Source organism: Streptomyces sp. NPDC058665 (assembly GCF_042714995.1).
GTDB lineage: Bacteria > Actinomycetota > Actinomycetes > Streptomycetales > Streptomycetaceae > Streptomyces.
This window is the reverse complement of record NZ_JBHXRX010000049.1, coordinates 13221-29506: the sequence shown is the minus strand read 5'-3', so window position 1 is coordinate 29506 and position 16286 is coordinate 13221. Positions and strand designations below refer to the sequence as shown.

General features: G+C 70.2%; 19 protein-coding genes and 1 pseudogene. 14 read left to right on the top strand and 6 right to left on the bottom strand.

Going from position 1 to position 16286, the window contains the following annotated elements; all coding sequences use genetic code 11:
- Positions 1–3: 3 nt before the first annotated feature.
- On the bottom strand, positions 4–870 hold the full coding sequence (locus tag ACFWV8_RS27435) for a DUF4157 domain-containing protein (protein ID WP_384209129.1): 867 nt from the start codon (positions 868–870) through the stop codon (positions 4–6).
- A gap of 180 nt (positions 871–1050) precedes the next feature.
- Here ACFWV8_RS27435 and ACFWV8_RS27430 point away from each other — a divergent pair, with 180 nt between their 5' ends.
- From ACFWV8_RS27430 to ACFWV8_RS27420, 3 genes are all read left to right on the top strand, one after another.
- The gene (locus ACFWV8_RS27430; protein WP_384209126.1) at positions 1051–1860 is read left to right on the top strand and encodes a hypothetical protein; all 810 of its coding nucleotides are present in this window, start codon (positions 1051–1053) and stop codon (positions 1858–1860) included.
- A 193-nt stretch (positions 1861–2053) separates the two neighbouring features.
- The gene (locus tag ACFWV8_RS27425) at positions 2054–2680 is read left to right on the top strand and encodes a histone protein (protein WP_384209124.1); all 627 of its coding nucleotides are present in this window, start codon (positions 2054–2056) and stop codon (positions 2678–2680) included.
- Positions 2681–2686: 6 nt separating this feature from the next.
- On the top strand, positions 2687–3586 hold the full coding sequence (locus ACFWV8_RS27420; protein ID WP_384209121.1) for an SRPBCC family protein: 900 nt from the start codon (positions 2687–2689) through the stop codon (positions 3584–3586).
- 80 nt (positions 3587–3666) lie between these two features.
- On the opposite strand, the gene ACFWV8_RS27415 is transcribed toward ACFWV8_RS27420, so the two are convergent.
- Positions 3667–3933, bottom strand: a complete 267-nt coding sequence (locus ACFWV8_RS27415) for a hypothetical protein (protein ID WP_384209118.1) — start codon at positions 3931–3933, stop codon at positions 3667–3669.
- A 400-nt stretch (positions 3934–4333) separates the two neighbouring features.
- On the opposite strand from ACFWV8_RS27415, the pseudogene ACFWV8_RS27410 reads away from it, so the two are divergent.
- Positions 4334–5692, top strand: a pseudogene (locus ACFWV8_RS27410) (MMPL family transporter); the annotation flags it as partial.
- Positions 5693–5928: 236 nt separating this feature from the next.
- On the opposite strand, the gene ACFWV8_RS27405 reads toward ACFWV8_RS27410, so the two are convergent.
- Positions 5929–6057 (bottom strand): AsnC family protein, encoded by a 129-nt coding sequence (locus ACFWV8_RS27405; protein WP_384209115.1) that lies wholly within the window; start codon positions 6055–6057, stop codon positions 5929–5931.
- A 192-nt stretch (positions 6058–6249) separates the two neighbouring features.
- On the opposite strand from ACFWV8_RS27405, the gene ACFWV8_RS27400 reads away from it, so the two are divergent.
- From ACFWV8_RS27400 to ACFWV8_RS27380, 5 genes are all read left to right on the top strand, one after another.
- Positions 6250–7113, top strand: coding sequence for a RimK family alpha-L-glutamate ligase (locus ACFWV8_RS27400; RefSeq protein WP_384209112.1), 864 nt, complete (start codon positions 6250–6252; stop codon positions 7111–7113).
- The gene (locus ACFWV8_RS27395) at positions 7110–7934 is read left to right on the top strand and encodes a RimK family alpha-L-glutamate ligase (RefSeq protein WP_384209109.1); all 825 of its coding nucleotides are present in this window, start codon (positions 7110–7112) and stop codon (positions 7932–7934) included. Before ACFWV8_RS27400 ends, ACFWV8_RS27395 begins: the two co-directional genes overlap by 4 nt.
- Before the next feature lie 70 nt (positions 7935–8004).
- Positions 8005–8151 (top strand): hypothetical protein, encoded by a 147-nt coding sequence (locus ACFWV8_RS27390; protein WP_384209106.1) that lies wholly within the window; start codon positions 8005–8007, stop codon positions 8149–8151.
- A gap of 124 nt (positions 8152–8275) precedes the next feature.
- A complete protein-coding gene (locus ACFWV8_RS27385; protein WP_384209103.1) occupies positions 8276–8872 on the top strand; it encodes a hypothetical protein in 597 nt (198 codons plus the stop codon).
- A 64-nt stretch (positions 8873–8936) separates the two neighbouring features.
- On the top strand, positions 8937–9671 hold the full coding sequence (locus ACFWV8_RS27380; protein WP_384209205.1) for a DUF1775 domain-containing protein: 735 nt from the start codon (positions 8937–8939) through the stop codon (positions 9669–9671).
- Positions 9672–9684: 13 nt separating this feature from the next.
- Here the strand turns inward: ACFWV8_RS27380 and ACFWV8_RS27375 are convergent, their stop codons facing one another.
- Entirely contained in the window at positions 9685–11748 is a 2064-nt protein-coding gene (locus ACFWV8_RS27375; protein WP_384209099.1) for a heavy metal translocating P-type ATPase, read from the bottom strand.
- Between the two features lie 94 nt (positions 11749–11842).
- Here ACFWV8_RS27375 and ACFWV8_RS27370 point away from each other — a divergent pair, with 94 nt between their 5' ends.
- Positions 11843–12238: an ArsR/SmtB family transcription factor gene (locus ACFWV8_RS27370; RefSeq protein ID WP_384209096.1), complete on the top strand. Its 396-nt coding sequence runs from the start codon at positions 11843–11845 to the stop codon at positions 12236–12238.
- On the opposite strand, the gene ACFWV8_RS27365 is transcribed toward ACFWV8_RS27370, so the two are convergent.
- Both ACFWV8_RS27365 and ACFWV8_RS27360 read right to left on the bottom strand, forming a co-directional pair.
- Complete coding sequence (locus tag ACFWV8_RS27365) at positions 12222–12686, bottom strand: hypothetical protein (RefSeq protein ID WP_384209094.1); 465 nt, start codon at positions 12684–12686, stop codon at positions 12222–12224. The genes ACFWV8_RS27370 and ACFWV8_RS27365 overlap by 17 nt on opposite strands.
- Before the next feature lie 51 nt (positions 12687–12737).
- Positions 12738–13175, bottom strand: coding sequence for a VOC family protein (locus ACFWV8_RS27360; protein WP_384209090.1), 438 nt, complete (start codon positions 13173–13175; stop codon positions 12738–12740).
- Positions 13176–13335: 160 nt separating this feature from the next.
- Here ACFWV8_RS27360 and ACFWV8_RS27355 point away from each other — a divergent pair, with 160 nt between their 5' ends.
- The 4 genes from ACFWV8_RS27355 to ACFWV8_RS27340 all read left to right on the top strand — a co-directional run bounded on the left by ACFWV8_RS27355 (position 13336) and on the right by ACFWV8_RS27340 (position 16243).
- On the top strand, positions 13336–13722 hold the full coding sequence (locus tag ACFWV8_RS27355; protein WP_384209084.1) for a VOC family protein: 387 nt from the start codon (positions 13336–13338) through the stop codon (positions 13720–13722).
- Positions 13723–13758: 36 nt separating this feature from the next.
- Positions 13759–14580 carry a hypothetical protein gene (locus tag ACFWV8_RS27350; protein WP_384209078.1) on the top strand — a complete coding sequence of 274 codons (822 nt, stop codon included), beginning with the start codon at positions 13759–13761 and terminating at the stop codon, positions 14578–14580.
- Positions 14581–14651: 71 nt separating this feature from the next.
- Entirely contained in the window at positions 14652–15590 is a 939-nt protein-coding gene (locus tag ACFWV8_RS27345; RefSeq protein ID WP_384209075.1) for a metallophosphoesterase family protein, read from the top strand.
- Entirely contained in the window at positions 15587–16243 is a 657-nt protein-coding gene (locus ACFWV8_RS27340) for a 4'-phosphopantetheinyl transferase (protein WP_384209072.1), read from the top strand. The genes ACFWV8_RS27345 and ACFWV8_RS27340 overlap by 4 nt, the downstream gene beginning before the upstream one ends.
- Positions 16244–16286 lie beyond the last annotated feature (43 nt).

Sequence of the window (16286 nt, the reverse complement as noted above, 5' to 3'; positions counted from 1 at the left end):
CGATCAGGCCGGCGCCTCGTCCTCCTCCTCCGGGCTCTTCGACTCGGCCCGCTGGACGAACGAGCCCTGGACGTCCGCCGGTTGTTCCTCCTCGTCCTCGGTCGCCGCCCGTTGTACGGCGGGAGCCGCCGTGGCGGGAGTCGGCGCGGCGACGGGCGGTGCGGACGCCGGTGCCGGTTCGGCCAGTACCCGGTCGGCGTTCGCGACTGCCTCCCGCTCGAACCGGTCCGAGGGGTCGCTGACCCGGATGCCGCCCGGCGCCTCCGTCCCCTCGACCGGCCCCTGGCGCTGCTGGATCACATGGGTCAGCTCATGGGCGAGGGTGGTACGGCCCTGCGGCGACGACGGGTCGTACGCGTCGCGCTGGAAGACCACGTTGTTGCCCACGGTGTACGCGTGCGCGCCGACGCCCTTCGCCGAGTCGTGGGCGGCCGAGTCGTTGTGGATACGCACGTCGGAGAAGTCCGCGCCCATCCGGTTCTCCAGATCCGTACGGGTCTCGGTGTCGAGGGGCGACCCGCCGGACGACACGACCTCGTGCACCGGCGAACGCCGCTCCCCCTCGGCCCGCTCTTCCTCGGCCTGCTCCGGCGAACCGCTCCGGGCACGCTGGATCACCGGGCCGAGCGCTCCGTTGCCGACGGTCCGCTGGAGGAGGCCCATCCCGGCTGTGCCGATCACGTCGGTACGCCCGGTGGCAGCCGCGCGGTAGAGGTGATGGGCCCGCCCGTCCTGGGCGTCGTGGTCCCGTTCGGGGGCCCGTTCCCACTCCCGCTCGTGGTCGTGCTCGCTCTCGTGAGCGTGACCTTGGTCGTGGTCGTGGTCGTGATGGTGGTCGTCGTGATCGTGATCGTGTGCGCTCATCGCCATCTCCCTGACGGCACCGGTCCGGCACTTCACCCTGACCGGCGCGCACGTTCCCCGTCCAGGCCGAGCACCGGCCCGACCGGGGCACCCGCCGGTGCCCCTTCGGGCAGCCCGCGGGGTGCGTCGTCCGAGCGGGCGCATGACACTGGGAACGCGGGGGCGCGCCCCAGTGAGGAGTGCCGTATGAGCCAGAGCGATGACAACAGGGACGAGTACGACGAGGAGGAGACGGAGGTCGTCGCCGCGGAGCCGGCCGGTTACGCCGATGATGACGCGGCCGGCGGAAAGGAGCCGGACGTCTATCTCGACGTACCGGTGCTCAACATCGACGAGATTCAACTGGAAGTGCAGGACCTGCGGGCCCATGTGTCACTTCAGGCGGAAGTCCTCGATCTGCTTAAGCTGAATGTCGGCGCCGATGTCGCGCTCGGTTCTGTCCAGCTCGATATCAAGGGTGTCGAGGCGCAGGCACAGTTGAAAGTCCGTCTGCACAACGTCTCGACCATAGTCAACCGGGTATTGACGACGATCGACCGTAATCCGGAGATTCTGGAGCAGCTCACCAAGCGCCTGGGACAGGCGGTCGAGGACGTCGGTACGGGGGCGGGGCAGGCGGCGGGGGAGATCGGCAAAGGCGCCGGCGGCGCGGCCGAGAGCGTGGGCCAGGGGGCCGGGGCGGCTGTGCGGGATGTCGGACAGGGAGCCGGTGAGGCCGTGGAAGACGTCGGCGAAGGCACCAAGGGAGCCGCCGAGAATCTGGGGGAGAGCGTCGGCGAAGCCACCGAGGACGTCGGCGAAGGCACCAAGGGAGCCGCCGAGAATCTGGGGGAGAGCGTCAGCGAAGCCACCGAGGATGCCGGTAAGGACATCACCGGAGTGGCCAAGAACGCGCGGAAACCGGTCAAGGCTCCCGAGGGGCACAGTGGCGACGGGCACCACCACCGGCGGCGGAGCGCCAGGACAGCCCGGCGTCGTGACGCGTACAAGCGTTGATTTCTCGAATTCTCCCGTGAGCGGTTCACCCGAATGGCGTTCCCGTCATGGGCGGCGCAGAGTTGAACAAGTGGGTGGGGAAACAATTCCGTATGCGATGACCGTCGGCTTCGTGGCTGCGACAGAGTGTAAGAAACCTGGAATGCGTGGGCTGCTTCGGCCGAGACGAGAACCTCGCGAAGGAGGTTGACTCATGCAACAACAGACGAAACTCGCCGTGGCGACTGCCATCGCCGGCGGCTATGTACTTGGCCGGACCAAGAACGGCCGTCTCGCGTTGACGGTGGCCGCCGTGGTGGCCGGGAGAGGGCTCGGACGCGGCCCCCGGGAACTGGCGGCCGAGGGCGCACGCCGGCTGGGGGAAGCGCCGAAGGTCGCGGAGTTGGGGGACCAGTTCCGTGACCAGGGCGTCGAAGCCGCGCGCAACGCCCTGTCGGCCGTCGCCGACCGGGGCATGGGTTCGCTGGCCGACGCGATCGGCGGGCGCGCCACGGCGCTCGGTGAGAAGGGCCTCAAGCCGGACGCCGAGGATGCCGATGGCGCCGCAGCCGATGAAGCCGATGAAGACGACGAGAGCCTGAAGCAGGAAGAGGAGGAAGAGGAGGAAGAGGAGGAAGAGGAGGAAGAGGAGGAAGAGGAGGAAGAGGAAGGCGAGGGGGCGGCGGAAGAGGAACCGCCGACCGCGAAACGCCGGCGCCCCACCCGCGCCACCGGTACGCGCCCGGGACCGAAGAAGAAGGCTCCCGCCAAGAAGAAGGCCGCGCCGTCGAAGAAGGCGGGGAAAGAGACCGCATCGTCCCGCTCCAGCCGTCGGAGGTGATTCCGGATGACCAGCACCAAGGAGGACACCGCCACCGGCACCGCACCCTCGAACGCCGAGAGGCTGCGTGAGGAACTCTCTCACTATGTCTCGTTGACACTGGACCGTGCGGTGGACAAGGTCGGCGGCAAACTGACAGACGTCACGGGCAAGTTGACGGACATCGCGGACAACGGCGGACAGCTGCCCGCCATCGGCTCCCGCATTCTGCACGGCGAATCGCCGCTCGGCTCGGTGGTCTCCGAGAAGGCGAAATCCGTCAAGGACTCCGTGGTGGACAAGGCCAAGGACCTGACGGGCCTCGGCGGGGGCAGGCCGGGCACCGGGGACGTGAAGGTGACGAACCTCGTCGAAGTCCTGGACGTGGGCGTGCCGTTGAGGACCGCGTACGACTACTGGACCGAGTACGAGAAGTTCGCCGAGTACACCAAGGGCGTGGGCAACGTCTCGAAGGACGAGGACGACGACATCACGAGCAAGTGGACGACCAAGGTGGGTCCTTCGACCCGTAACTTCGAGGCCACCGTCCTGGAGCAGATCCCCGACGACCGCATCGTATGGACGTCCGAGGGCTCCAAGGGCACCACTCAGGGGGCCGTCAGCTTCCATGAGATGGCGCCGAACCTGACCAGGATCGTGCTCGTGGTCGAGTACTACCCGTCCGGCTTCTTCGAGAAGACGGGCAACCTCTGGCGGGCCCAAGGCCGCCGTCTGCGGCTCGACTTCAAGAACTTCCAGCGGTACGTGACCCTCACCGACACCGAGCCCGAGGCCTGGCGCGGGGAGATCCGGGACGGCGAGGTCGTCCGGACACACGAAGAGGCCATGGAGGCGGAGAACGACGAGAGCGACGAGAGCGACGAGAACGAGGAGAAGGAAGAGAACGAAGGGGACGAAACGACGTGAGAGGCTCACATCCCGCCGGGACGTGAGCCCCCACGTCTTGTCCGTTGGATCAGACCCCTTGCTGACGCGGAGTCACGAAGTCACTTCGAGTCCCGCTCCGGCATGGGGGAGTAGGTGGTCGGCCCCGGCGCCCTGCCCTCCGGGGGGTAGTCGCAGTCGAGAGTGGACATCTCGTAGTCGTCGCCCTCGTTCTGTTCCTGGTCGACGACCACCGCCGCGGTGCACGCACGGCCGTGCTCGTCGGTGAACGTGATTATCTCGCTGTAATCCGTCGGGGCGCTGCACCCCACGAGCAGCAGTGCCGCCCCCGCGGCCACCGCCACACCGAACCCCCGTACCCGATTCATCTGTTACCCCTCCACGTCCGCTTTCGCCGACCAACTCGGCTGCCGCGTCGAACAGTTGCCGTCAACGACGGTCCGATCATCGTGCCCGGAAGATGGTGGTTCCGGGTATGACCGGAGGGTGATGTCCAGCCGAACATTCTCACCGTGCGCGCGCGTGCCCTCGCTCACGGGCGGTCGCGCCTCGGTGCGCGACGTGATCGCCGAACTGCCCGAGGCGAAGTCGGCCAAGACGCCGACGGTCCCAGGGCTGGTGACGCGCGTCATAGTTCTCAAGGCTCATGGGCGGCGGCGACCGGTACTCGAAACTCAGTAGCGCACTGTCGCAGGACTGACGACGACGGGCCATGGCACTTCCGGACAGCCTGGTGGGGTTCCCGAGAACAGATACGGAGACTCCTTGATGGCGCGCTACTTGCACCGACTGGGCCGATGGGCCTTCCGACGCCGGCGCTGGGTTGCCCTGATGTGGGTGGCTGTCCTCGCTGTTGTCGGCCTCGCCGCCCTCAGCGCCCCGGCCGCACCCGACGACTCGTCCTCCATGCCGGGGATCGAATCCCAGAAGGCCTTCGACCTCCTCAACGAGCGGTTCCCCGGCAGCGAGGCGAACGGCGCGAGCGCGCGAATCGTCTTTGTCGCCCCCGAAGGACGGCAGGTCACCGCCGCCGCCAGCAGGTCGGTCATCGACGACTTCGTCGCCGAGGCCGCCGACGGACCGCAGGTCGCCGATGTGTCGAGCCCGTTCGAAGGGCCGGCGCTGAGCAAGGACAAGACCACCGCGTACGCCACGGTCACCTACCAGGTGAAGGACGACGAGGTCACCGACAGCAGCAAGAAGCAGCTCGAAGGGGCCGTCGAAGAAGTCCGCGGCACCGGTCTCACCGTCGAGGTCGGCGGAAGCGCGTTGGGGTGAGCCCCCGGCCGGTATCGGTGAGATTCTCGGTGTCGGCGTCGGGGCGGTCGTGCTGCTGATCACCTTCGGCTCGCTGGCCGCCGCGGGGCTTCCGTTGATCACCGCCCTCGTCGGCGTCACCATCAGCCTGGCGGGCATCACCGCTCCGGCCAATGCCTTCGGTCTCTCCTCGACCAGCGGTGAGCTGTCCATGATGCTCGGACTCGCGGTCGGCATCGACTACTCCCTGTTCGTCGTCTCCCGCTATCGAGAGGAACGCGGGAAGGGGCACGATCCGCACGAAGCCGTCGGCCAGGCCCTGGGCACAGCTGGGTCCGCCGTCGTGTTCGCCGGACTCACCGTCGTCATCGCACTCGCCGGACTGTCGGTCCTCGGTGTGCCCATGCTCGCGAAGATGGGCATGTCCGCCGCCGGAACCGTCGTCGTCGGTGTCCTCATCGCGCTGACCCTGGTCCCGCACTGCTCGGCTTCTGGCCGAACTCAGTCCTCGCCCGTCAGGTCCGCAAGGGCGGGAGCAGGGCCCGCGCCTCCAGGCGCCGGCTGCCCGTACCCAGGATCCGGATCCCCAAGCTCCGGATTCCGGGGCTCCCGTTCTCCAAGGTCCTGACGCGCCGCCGCCAGGCATCCCACCAGACCCCGGAAGCCGCGGACCTGAGCACCCGCTGGGCGTACTTCGTCCTGCGACGCCCGCTGACGGTGCTGCTGGCCACCGTGATCGGCCTGGGCGCGCTCGCCGTGCCGGCGCTGGACCTGCGGATGGGTATGCCGGGTGATGAGGCCAAGCCCACCTCGACCACGGAGCGCCGCGCATACGACGCTCTCGCCGAGGGGTTCGGCCCCGGCTTCAGCCGGTTCAGCAGATAGTCCGAAAGCGCGTCGAGGCTGGGCGCCTGCGCCAGCACCATCATGTCCCGCGCGCCCGATGTCAGCTTGACGGTGGCCGCCTCGACGTCGGCGGCGAGGATCTCCGCCACGGTCCTCGACCGCCCCGGCGTGCAGGTGATTTCCACCAGCGCGCACGCGGGGGTCGCACAGCCCGCCGGATGCACGGTGACCCAGGCGACTCCTTCGGACTGCATGCGCGATCAGCGCCGGCTGACGGTCGCGGCGTCCACGCCCAGGACGGGCGCCAGGTTCCGCCAGCTGACGCGTGGAGCGGAGCGCACGGCGTCGACGATGGCGATGTCGAGTTCGTCAAAGGCTGAGCTCTGCACGCGCTGCCGTCGTTCCTTTCATACGGAGAAGTGCCTGAATTCAGAGGGGAACGTGCGGCATCGGAGCCCGTTCTCACGGAGACCGTACCGCCCCCGCCCGGCGGTCGGCATCGGCCGCTGTGCGATCTTCGCTGTGGGAGCGTGCGCAGCGGCGCTCGCGGCTATCCGGTGGTCACCGGGCGGGGAAGGTCGATGAAGCTCTGCTTTTTGGTGGAGGAGCAGTACCGCTACGACGGTATGCCGGTTGAGGTGATCGCCCAGCTCAGGGAGTGGGGGCACCATGTGGACGTGCTGCGGCCCGGCAGTTCGCTGCTACGGGTGTCGGACGCCGTACGGGCGGGCAGCCACGACGCCTGGGTGCTCAAGACGGTGTCCGGCGGTCCGGGGCTGACCCTGCTGGAGGCCGCCGCTGCCGTCGGCCTGACGACGGTCAACGACGCGCGATCGGTCCGGGGCGTACGGGACAAGGCGCTGGCGGCTGCGATCGGGCGCAGCGGAGGTCTGCCGGTGCCGAAGACGTACGCGGCGGCCCGCCCGGAGTTACTGGCGGAGATACCGGACGCCGACTTCCCCCTCGTCGTGAAGCCTGCCGACGGGAGCTCCGGCAGAGGAGTGCGGCTGGTCGCGTCGCCGGGACTGCTGGCCGGGATGAAGGAGGAGTTGGCGGCGGATGGGATGCTGATCGCCCAGCCGTACGTGCCCAACTCCGGGGTGGATCTCAAGGTCTACAGCGTCGCGGGCGAACTGTACGCGGCCCAGCGGTCCTCCCCTCTGCATCCCGGACAGACCGCTTTCGAGCGGCGTGTGCCGCTGACCACCGAAGTGGCGGCCGTCGTGGCCGAGGCCGGCGCCGTCCACGGGCTCGATCTGTACGGCGTGGACGTACTGCTGGGGCCGGACGGTCCGGTGATCGTCGACGTGAACGACTTTCCGAGCTTCCGTCAGGTACCGGACGCGAGGGCGCGAGTGGCACGGGCGATACTCGATCTGGCCCGTACGGGCGGGACGGTGGTGCGGCGGCAGGCGGCGTGTTCCGGGGCCGGTGAGGCCGGATGAGGATCGGCCTGATCACTCCCCGCCCCGGCCATCCCCTCCTGGCCGGCATGACGGCGCTTCTGGCGTCCCACCACCGAGTTGAGCCGGTCGATCCGACCGCGGGTGATCAACCCTTCTCCTACGGGCGCGAGTTGGCCGGCCCACTCGCCGACGTCTACCTGCTCAAGGCCAGAACCCCGCAAGCGCTGGCCCTGGCCCGGTCCTTGGAGGAGCGGGGCGCCACCGTGGTGAACTCGGCCGCCGCGACCGGGCTGTGCCAGGACCGTACGGCGATGGCCGCACTGGCGCACGAAGCCGGCCTGCCGTTCGCGAAGACCACGACCCTGGCGACGCTGCGCCAACTCGCCACCCGGGCCGACCTCACCCACCCCTTGGTCGTGAAGAGCCGGCACAGCCGTCGCAACGATCTCGTCGCCCGCGTCGACACCCCCGCCCAACTGCGAACGCTCCGCGTCACGTGGGAGGAGGAACCGGTCGTGGTGCAGCCCTTCACCGAGAACAGCGGCTGGGACCGGAAGCTCTGGGTGATCGCCGACCGCGTCTTCGCCGCGCTCCGCCGCTCGGAGCTGGCGGACGACGACGGCCGGGGGCCGACGCTGCCGCTCGCGCTCGGTGATCTGCCGGACGGCTGGGTCGAACTCACCCGTGCGGTCGGGGCCGTCTTCGCACTGGACGTGTACGGCGTCGACATCATCGACGTCGGCGGCGCCCCGTTGATCGTGGACATCAACGCCTTCCCGGGAATCCGCGGCCAGTTGGGCGCCCCGTCGGCGCTCGCGGCTCTGGCACTGCGGAAGGCGGGGGCCGCCAACGGCGGTTAGGGAACGGCGGGTTGGCCACGCCGTCGGTACGAACGAGTGCCCGGTCGGCTCAGAGCCCGGCGATACCCGGGTGCCAGCCGCCCTCGACGACCGCCTCGCCGATGTCTTCGCCGACTACTCGCCCGACGAGATCGCCGTACTGGGCGACTGGCTGACCCGCAGCGGAGGTCTGTCGGCCGCGTATCTCGCCGAGTTGCGGGAGCAGGGTGACGCCTGACGGCCGGGAACATTCCGGATCTCTCCCGGGCGGGCCGCTCCGATAGGTCATGCTGGTGGCCGCCATGCTCCGGACGACACGTTCCCGCGCCGCGCGACGATTCAGGTCAGGTCCACTGAGCGGCGTGCCGGTGGCCGCTGTGCGCGGCACGGTGTTCAGCGTGGCGAGTACGGTGCTCGCCATCACGGGGCACCATCTCGCCACCGGGCAGCCTGTACCCGGTCGGAGCCCATGGGTCGTCCTCGGGCTGCTGCTCCCGGTGACGCTCCCCTTCTCTCGTCGGCCGAGGTCGCTTCCCACGGTGATGGCGGCCACCGGCGCGGCCCAACTCGCCCTGCACTTCTGGCTCTCACGTGCCCCGGGCCGGCCCGCCGGAAGTCCGCACACGATGAGCGGCCATACCGGTTCGCACGACGTCCACAACGCCTGGCACTCCGGCGGGCACGGCGTGACGATGACAGCGGCCCATATCACCGCGGCTCTCCTTGTCGCCTGGTGTCTCCAACGCGCCGACTCCGCCTGTTCGTTCCTCGGCGAACGCCTCGGCGAGGCCATCGGCTCCCTCGTCGTACTGCTCATCCCGGCGGGAACGGTCCTGCCGGCGCCCCGTCCGCCGCTGCCCGTCGCAGCGCGGGCGAAGTCCCCTCCGTACGACTTCCTGATGCTCGCGTACGTGGTGGTGCGCCGAGGTCCTCCGACGAAGCCCGCTCTCGTCAGCTGACCTGGCGGCCTGCTTCCGCGTGCCGCGAAACCCTTCACCACCATGGGAGTTACCCGTGACCCGTATGACCGGGCGGCGCTTCACCCGCCGTCTGTCCGCCGTTACCGCTGTCACCGCCGTGACCCTGGCGGTCTCGTTCGCTCTCGCCGTACCGGCATCGGCGCACGTCGAAGTCGAGTCCAAGGGCGCCGGCGCACTCGCCGAGAACGTCACCTTGGACTTCAGCGCCGAGACGGAGTCGGACAAGGCCGGAATCGCCAAGCTGGAGGTGGTGCTGCCGAAGGGCATCGAGCCGGCCGACATCACGTACAAGGACGGCCCGGAGGGCTGGAAGCTGGCCGTCACCGAGCGGGGTTACAGCGTGGGCGGCCCGGCGGTCGCCGTCGGTGAGGACGTCGCGTACGCCGTGACCGTACGGCAGCTTCCGGATGCCGATTCGGTGGCGTTCAAGACGCTCCAGACCTACAGCGACGGCCGCGTCGACCGGTGGATCGAACTCGAAGAGCCCGCCGGGGGCGGGCACGGCAACCTCGCGCCCATCCTCGAACTCGCGCCCGCCGAGCCCGGCGCGAAGCCGCTCAGTCCCAGCCCGTCCGCCGAGCCGGCCACCACCCCGACTCCGTCCGCCCCGGCCGAGCCGGCGGACACGGCCACGGACAGCGCCGAGACCGGTGCGGCCGACACGGAGGACGAGGACACCAACACCCTCGCGATCGTGGCTGTCGTCGTGCTCGTCGTCGCGGGCGTGGGCGGCGCTGCCTGGTGGTTCCGGCGCCGTAGCGGCACCGGCACGAGCTGACCCGACTGTACGGTCAACTCACCGTCTGCGGCGGGTCGTTGAGGACGGGGCGGGGCGCCTGCCGGGGTGTCCCGCCCCCCGACGGCGAGGGCGCGCCCGCATCCGCCGCCGCGCGCGTCCAGGCGGACTCGCGGAGCAGGCGCAGGCCGTTGAGGCCCACGATGACGGTTGACCCTTCGTGGCCGAGGACACCGAGTGGCAGTGGCAGGTGCCCCACCAGGTCCCAGACCACCAGGCCGGTGATGAACACCGACGCGATGACGAGGTTCTGCACGACGAGAGTGTGGGCGCGGCGGGAGAGGGCGACGACCGTGGGTACGGTGGCGAGTTCGTCACGGACGACGACCGCGTCCGCGGTCTCCAGCGCGAGATCGGACCCCGCGCGGCCCATCGCGATACCGGTGTGGGCGGCGGCGAGCGCGGGCGCGTCGTTGACTCCGTCGCCGACCACCAGGACCCTGCGCCCGTTCCTCTCCTGCTCCTGGACGGCCGCGACCTTGTCCTGCGGCAGCAGCCCGGCCCGTACGTCTGTGATGCCCACCTCGGCGGCCAGGCGTGCGGCGGCGCGCGGGTTGTCTCCGGTGATGAGCACGGGGGTGCTGCCGGTGAGCTTCGTCAGGGAGGCGACGGTGGCCGCGGCGTCCGGCCGGAGCCGGTCCGCGATACCCAGCACACCGGCCGGCGCACCGTTCACCTGAACCAGTACGGCGGTACGGCCGTCCTCCTCCAGTTCACCCGCCAGAGCGGCGGCCGACGACGTCTTCCGGAGCCCGGTCAGCAGCCGGGAGGGGGCGCCGACGGCGATCGAGTCGCCGCCCACGGTGGCCGTGACGCCGACGCCGGGGGAGGAGCTGAACCCCTCAGTGGCGGGGACCGCGAGGCCGCGGGCACGGGCGGCGTCCACGATCGCGCGCGCGAGCGGGTGCTCGCTGGGGTGCTCGGCCGCCGCCGCGAGCCTGAGCAGGCCGTCCTCGTCCAGACCGGAGCCGTCCAGTGGCCGGATGTCGGTGACACGCGGGGTGCCCTCGGTCAGTGTCCCGGTCTTGTCCAAGGCGACCGAGTCGACCTGGCCCAGCCGCTCCATGACCACGGCGGACTTCACCAGCACGCCGTGCCGGCCCGCGTTGGCGATCGTCGAGAGCAACGGCGGCATGGTGGCCAGCACCACGGCGCACGGCGACGCGACGATCATGAAGGTCATCGCCCGCAGCAGCGAGTCGGCCGGTCCGGCGCCGAAGGCGAGGGGGACCAGGAACACGGCCAGGGTGGCGACGACCATGCCGATCGAGTACCGCTGTTCGGCCTTCTCGATGAACAACTGCGTGGGCGCCTTGGTCTCGGAGGCTTCCTCCACCATTTTCACGATGCGGGCGATCACCGAGTCCGAGGCGTCCTGCCCGACCTCGACCCGCAGCGCGCCGGTGCCGTTCAGGGTGCCGGCGAAGACCTCGTCACCGGTCGTCTTGGCGACGGGGAGAGGCTCGCCCGTGATGGTGGCCTGATCGACCTCGCTCGCCCCGTCGAGTACGCGCCCGTCGGCCCCGATCCGCTCGCCGGGACGGATCACGATGGTGTCCCCGACAGCGAGGTCCTCGGCCGCCACGCTCTCCTCGGTGCCGTCGGCCAGAAGCCGGGTGGCGGTGCCGGGTGCGAGATCGAGCAGTCCGCGCACCGAGTCGGCGGTGCGCGCGGTGGCGATCGCCTCCAGGGCGCCGGAGGTGGCGAAGATGACGATCAGCAGCGCCCCGTCGAGGACCTGCCCGATGGCGGCGGCACCGAGCGCGGCGACCACCATCAGCAGATCCACGTCCAGCGTCTTGTCCTTGAGCGCCTTCAGGCCCTCCCATCCGGGCTCCCAGCCGCCGGTGAGGTAGGTGGCGGCGAACAGCGGTCCCCAGGTCCATGCCGGGGCGCCGAGCAGGTCAAACGGGAGGGCGAACAGGAACAGCGCCAGGGAGACCGCTGCCCAGCGGGCCTCGGGCAGCGCCAGCACGCGGGTGCGCCGCCGGGTGGCGGTGGTGGTGGCGGTGGCATGGGCGGGGCGGGACGGTGCGGGTTCGGTCAGGGTGGAGGCCATGACGGCAGGAGTCCTTCAGGGGAGGAGGTCGTGCCCTCACCGTACAGGAACGCTTGAACAGGTATTCATGTGTTCCTTCCGTAGGATGGAGACCATGGGCCACGGAGCGAACACCCCGGACAGCGACGCGACACCGCGCACCCGGCTGACCGCGGAGAACGCGCCGCAGGTCGCGACCACCCTCCAGGCGCTGGCCACCCCGTCACGTCTGCTGATCCTGGCCCGCCTGCGCGAAGGGCCCTGCGCGGCGACGGAGTTGGCCGCGGCCGTCGGCATGGAGCAGTCGGCCTGCTCCCACCAACTGCGCCTGCTGCGCAACCTCGGCCTGGTCGCCGGCACGCGCCAGGGCCGTTCCGTCGTCTATGCCCTCCACGACAACCACGTCGCGGGCCTCCTCGACCAGGCCCTCTACCACGTGGAACACCTCCGCCTCGGAGTGACCGACCAACCCGCCGAAGCCCTCGCGCCCGGCGTCAGATATGAGCCATGACCTGACGTACCGGCCTGCCGAGCGCGGCGGTCAGCGTGGTCAGCTCCTCGCCGGTGAACCAGTCACGGCCCGGGTTCCAGATCGCTATCTCGAAACGGGCGAAGCCGCACGGCCACTCGTAATCCAGCGTGTCGATCGACAACTCGGCGCCGCAGCAGGGGACTTGGGTCAGCAGCGTGGACAAGCCGGTGTCCCCCCGGGTCTCCAGGAGCTCGGTCCACCAGTTGGGGTCCACGGATCCGGCACACCGCGGGCAGCCGATCCTCTCCAGGTTGGCTCCGCAGTCGACGATCATGATCGCGTCGTGCCAGCTGACCTGGACATCGGCGAAGCCGTCGGTCAGTCCCGGGATCAGCTCGGCCACGACCGCGGCCGTACGGTCGGCAGCCTCGGGGCCGGGCTGCCAATGGGGGTCGGTCGGTATGACCGACAGGATGTTGTCGCTCATCTACGGCCTCGATTCGTCGATGGGAGAACCGGGGGGAGAGGACCGGGGGGATCAGACGATGCAGAACTCGTGACCCTCCGGGTCGGCCATCACCACATGGTCCGGCTTCCCCTTCAACTCGTGTTCCTGTATCACCGTCGCCCCCGCGGCGGTCAGCCGCTCGACCTCGGCGAGGACCCGCGGCCACCGTGTCTCCCAGGGCACATCCCGGCCACCGCCGACCCGGAGATCCAGATGCAGCCGGTTCTTCACCACCTTCGACTCCGGGACCTTGAGGAAGGACAGGGTGGGCCCGACCCCGTCCGGATCCGCCAGATACGCCCCGTCGTCCCACTCCTCCTCCGGGACTCCGTAGTCGATGAGCCACGCCTCCCACGAGGAGAAACCGGCCGGCGGGGGCGGCTCCGCATACCCGAGCGCGAGCGCCCAGAACTCAGCCAGTTTCCCGGGGTGCGCGCAGTCGATCGTCAGGCTCCACTTGGTGGACACGGTGCCTCCTAGTTCGTATGTACGAACCGTATCCGGCACCACTGACAACGCCCCGCGACCGAAGCGCCGCCCCCCTGGAAAAGCATTTCCGCCCGCCCACCCCGACCGATAGCCTCACGCCCCGTGAAGTGGAGCCGCTATCCGACTGGAGGGTCCCGACATGGCCAGTAAGTTCACCGAACTCGCCATCGACTGCGCCGACCCGGAAGGTCTCGCCCGGTTCTGGTGCGCGGTCCTCGACTACGAGGTGCGGGACCAGGACGAGGGAATCGTCATCATCGGCTCCCCCGCGCTCCCTGAGGGCAAGGACCGCCCAGGACCGGTCCCGCCGATGCTGACCTTCGCGAAGGTGCCCGATGGCAAGACCGTCAAGAACAGGCTCCACATCGACGTCAATCCGACCGACAGGGAGCAGGACGCGGAGGTCACCCGTCTGCTCGCCCTGGGCGCCCGCCACACCGACGTCGGCCAGGGCGATGTGAGCTGGGTCGTCCTCGCGGACCCCGAGGACAACGAGTTCTGCGTCCTCTCGGCCCGCCACCCCTGACCGGAGAAGGCGCAGCCCGGAAAGGCGTTCGCGACCATGCCGCGGAACCCCGGTCCATCGGCCGAAGTCTCGGCCGAGTTCACCGACTTCGTGTCCCGGGCCTCCGCGTCGCCCGACGTGCTCGGCCTCGTCCTGAGCGGATCGCGGGCCAGGCGCGGCATGGCGACCGCCCGTTCCGACCACGACGTCTACGTGATCATCGCCGACGACCGCGCGGGCGTCCCGCCCGCCGTCGCCGAGGGCCGGCGCTCGCCCGCGCTGGACGTGATGCCGCTCTCCCTGTCGGAGTTCCGCGCCCATGCCCTGCCCGGAGACACGTACGCCTGGGACCGGTACGCGTTCGTCCACAGCCAGGTGCTGCTCGACCGGCTCGGCGGCACGATCACGCGACTCGTCGGCGAGAAGGCCGTGCTCGACGATCCCGAAGCGCACCAACTGGTCCGCTCCGAACTGGACGCGTACATCAACTCCCTCTACCGGTCCCTCAAGAGCCACCGCGACGGCCGCCCCGACGTCGCACACCTCGACGCGGCGGAGAGCGTCCCGTACCTGCTCACGGTCGTGTTCGCCCTGCACCAGCGGGTCCGGCCGTACAACAAGTACCTGCCATGGGAGCTGGCACACCATCCGCTGGGCGCCCCGCAGTGGGCCGCCGACGCGCTGCTTCCGCGGATACTGCGCGTCGTCGCCGACGGCGACCCCGCCACGCAGCGCGCCCTCTTCGCGACCGTCGAAGACGCCGCCCGGCAGGCCGGTCACGCCTCGGTCATCGACTCGTGGGGCACGGACATCGAGCTCCTGCGCCCCGGCGGCCGGCCCGCGCCCGCCGATCGCGCGGCAGGGGAGAGTAGGGGTTGATCATTGGGGGCGCCTGCATATCCTTGGCAGATGCGCTACTTGCGGGCCCGCCGAGTTCGGAGCGATTACCGGTGACGACCTATGAGATACGTGGCGCGGCGCCGCCCCCCTCCGCTGTCCACCCCACGCCCGGCTCCGCCTCGTCACCGAAGAAGCCCGGACGGCTCGTCGCGACGAGCGATCTGCACATCCGGCACCCGGAGAACCGGAAGATCGCCGACTCCCTGTGGCCCGAGTCGGAGCACGACTGGCTCCTGGTGGCCGGTGACATCGGTGAGCTGGTGTCCGACATCGAGTGGACCCTGCGCACGCTGAGCGAGCGGTTCGCGAAGGTCATCTGGGTGCCCGGCAACCACGAGCTGTGGACCGCCCCCGACGACCCGGTCAAGCTCAGGGGCGACGCGAAGTACCGCCATCTCGTGGAACTCTGCCGCCGCATCGGCGTCGTCACGCCCGAGGACCCCTACCCCATCTGGGAGGGCGAAGGCGGCCCCGCCGTGATCGCGCCGCTGTTCCTCCTCTACGACTACTCCTTCCGGCCCGCCGGCACCGACTCCAAGGCATCCGCCCTCGCGGTCGCCGAGGCAGCCGGAGTCGTCTGCACCGACGAGTTCCTGCTCCACCCCGACCCGTATCCCAGCAGGGAGGCGTGGTGCCGCGCCCGGCTCGCGGCCACCGAGCGCCGACTGGCCGAGATCCCGGCCGAGTTGCCCACCGTCCTGATCAACCACTGGCCCATCGTGCGCGAACCCACGAACGTGCTGTGGCGCCCGGAGTTCGCCCTCTGGTGTGGCACCGAGGCGTCGGCGGACTGGCCGCGCAGGTTCCGGGCGGCGTCGGTCGTGTACGGGCATCTGCACATCCCCCGGCTGATGTGGTGCGACGGGGTGCCTCATCAGGAGGTCTCCCTCGGCTACCCGAGGGAGTGGGGACGGCGCGCGCAGCAGCCGGGCCGCCCCGTACAGATACTTCCACTGCCGATCCGTGAGGAAGCGGGGCAGACGCGGTGATCGAGCGTATCGTGCCCGCCGAGGTGGAGACCGCCGAGGCGTACGGAGACCTCGCCGAGGCCACACTCTTCCCGGAGGAGGCCCTGTTGGTGAAGTCCGCGGTACAGCAGCGCCGAGGCGAGTTCGCCACCGCCAGGCACTGCGCGCGCCAGGCCCTGACACGGCTGGGCGCGCCCGCCGGCGCGATCCTGACCGGCGAGCGTGGCTCCCCGCTGTGGCCGGAGGGCGTGGTCGGCAGCATCACCCACTGCGCGGGTTACCGCGCGGCCGTGGTCGCCCGCCCCGCGCATGTCACCTCGATCGGTGTCGACGCCGAGCCCGCGCTGCCGTTGCCCTCCGGGGTACTGGAGGCGGTGGCCCTGCCCGACGAGCAGATCGCGGTCAAGGAACTCCTGGAGTCCGTGCCCGGGATCCCCTGGGACCGGCTGCTGTTCAGCGCCAAGGAGTCGGTCTACAAGGCGTGGTTCCCGCTGACGAGGCGCTTCCTGGAGTTCGAGCAGGCCCGGCTCGTCTTCGACCCGGTGGGCGGTACGTTCACGGCCCACTTGCTCGCCGGTCCGGCGCGGGCGGGGGACCGGACCCTGCACACGTTCGACGGACGCTGGCTGTCGGAGAAGGGCATCGTGCTGACCTCGGTCACGATCCCGGCCTGATCCGAAGGACACGCCCTGGACGAGGCGTCGGCGCGGCTGACGC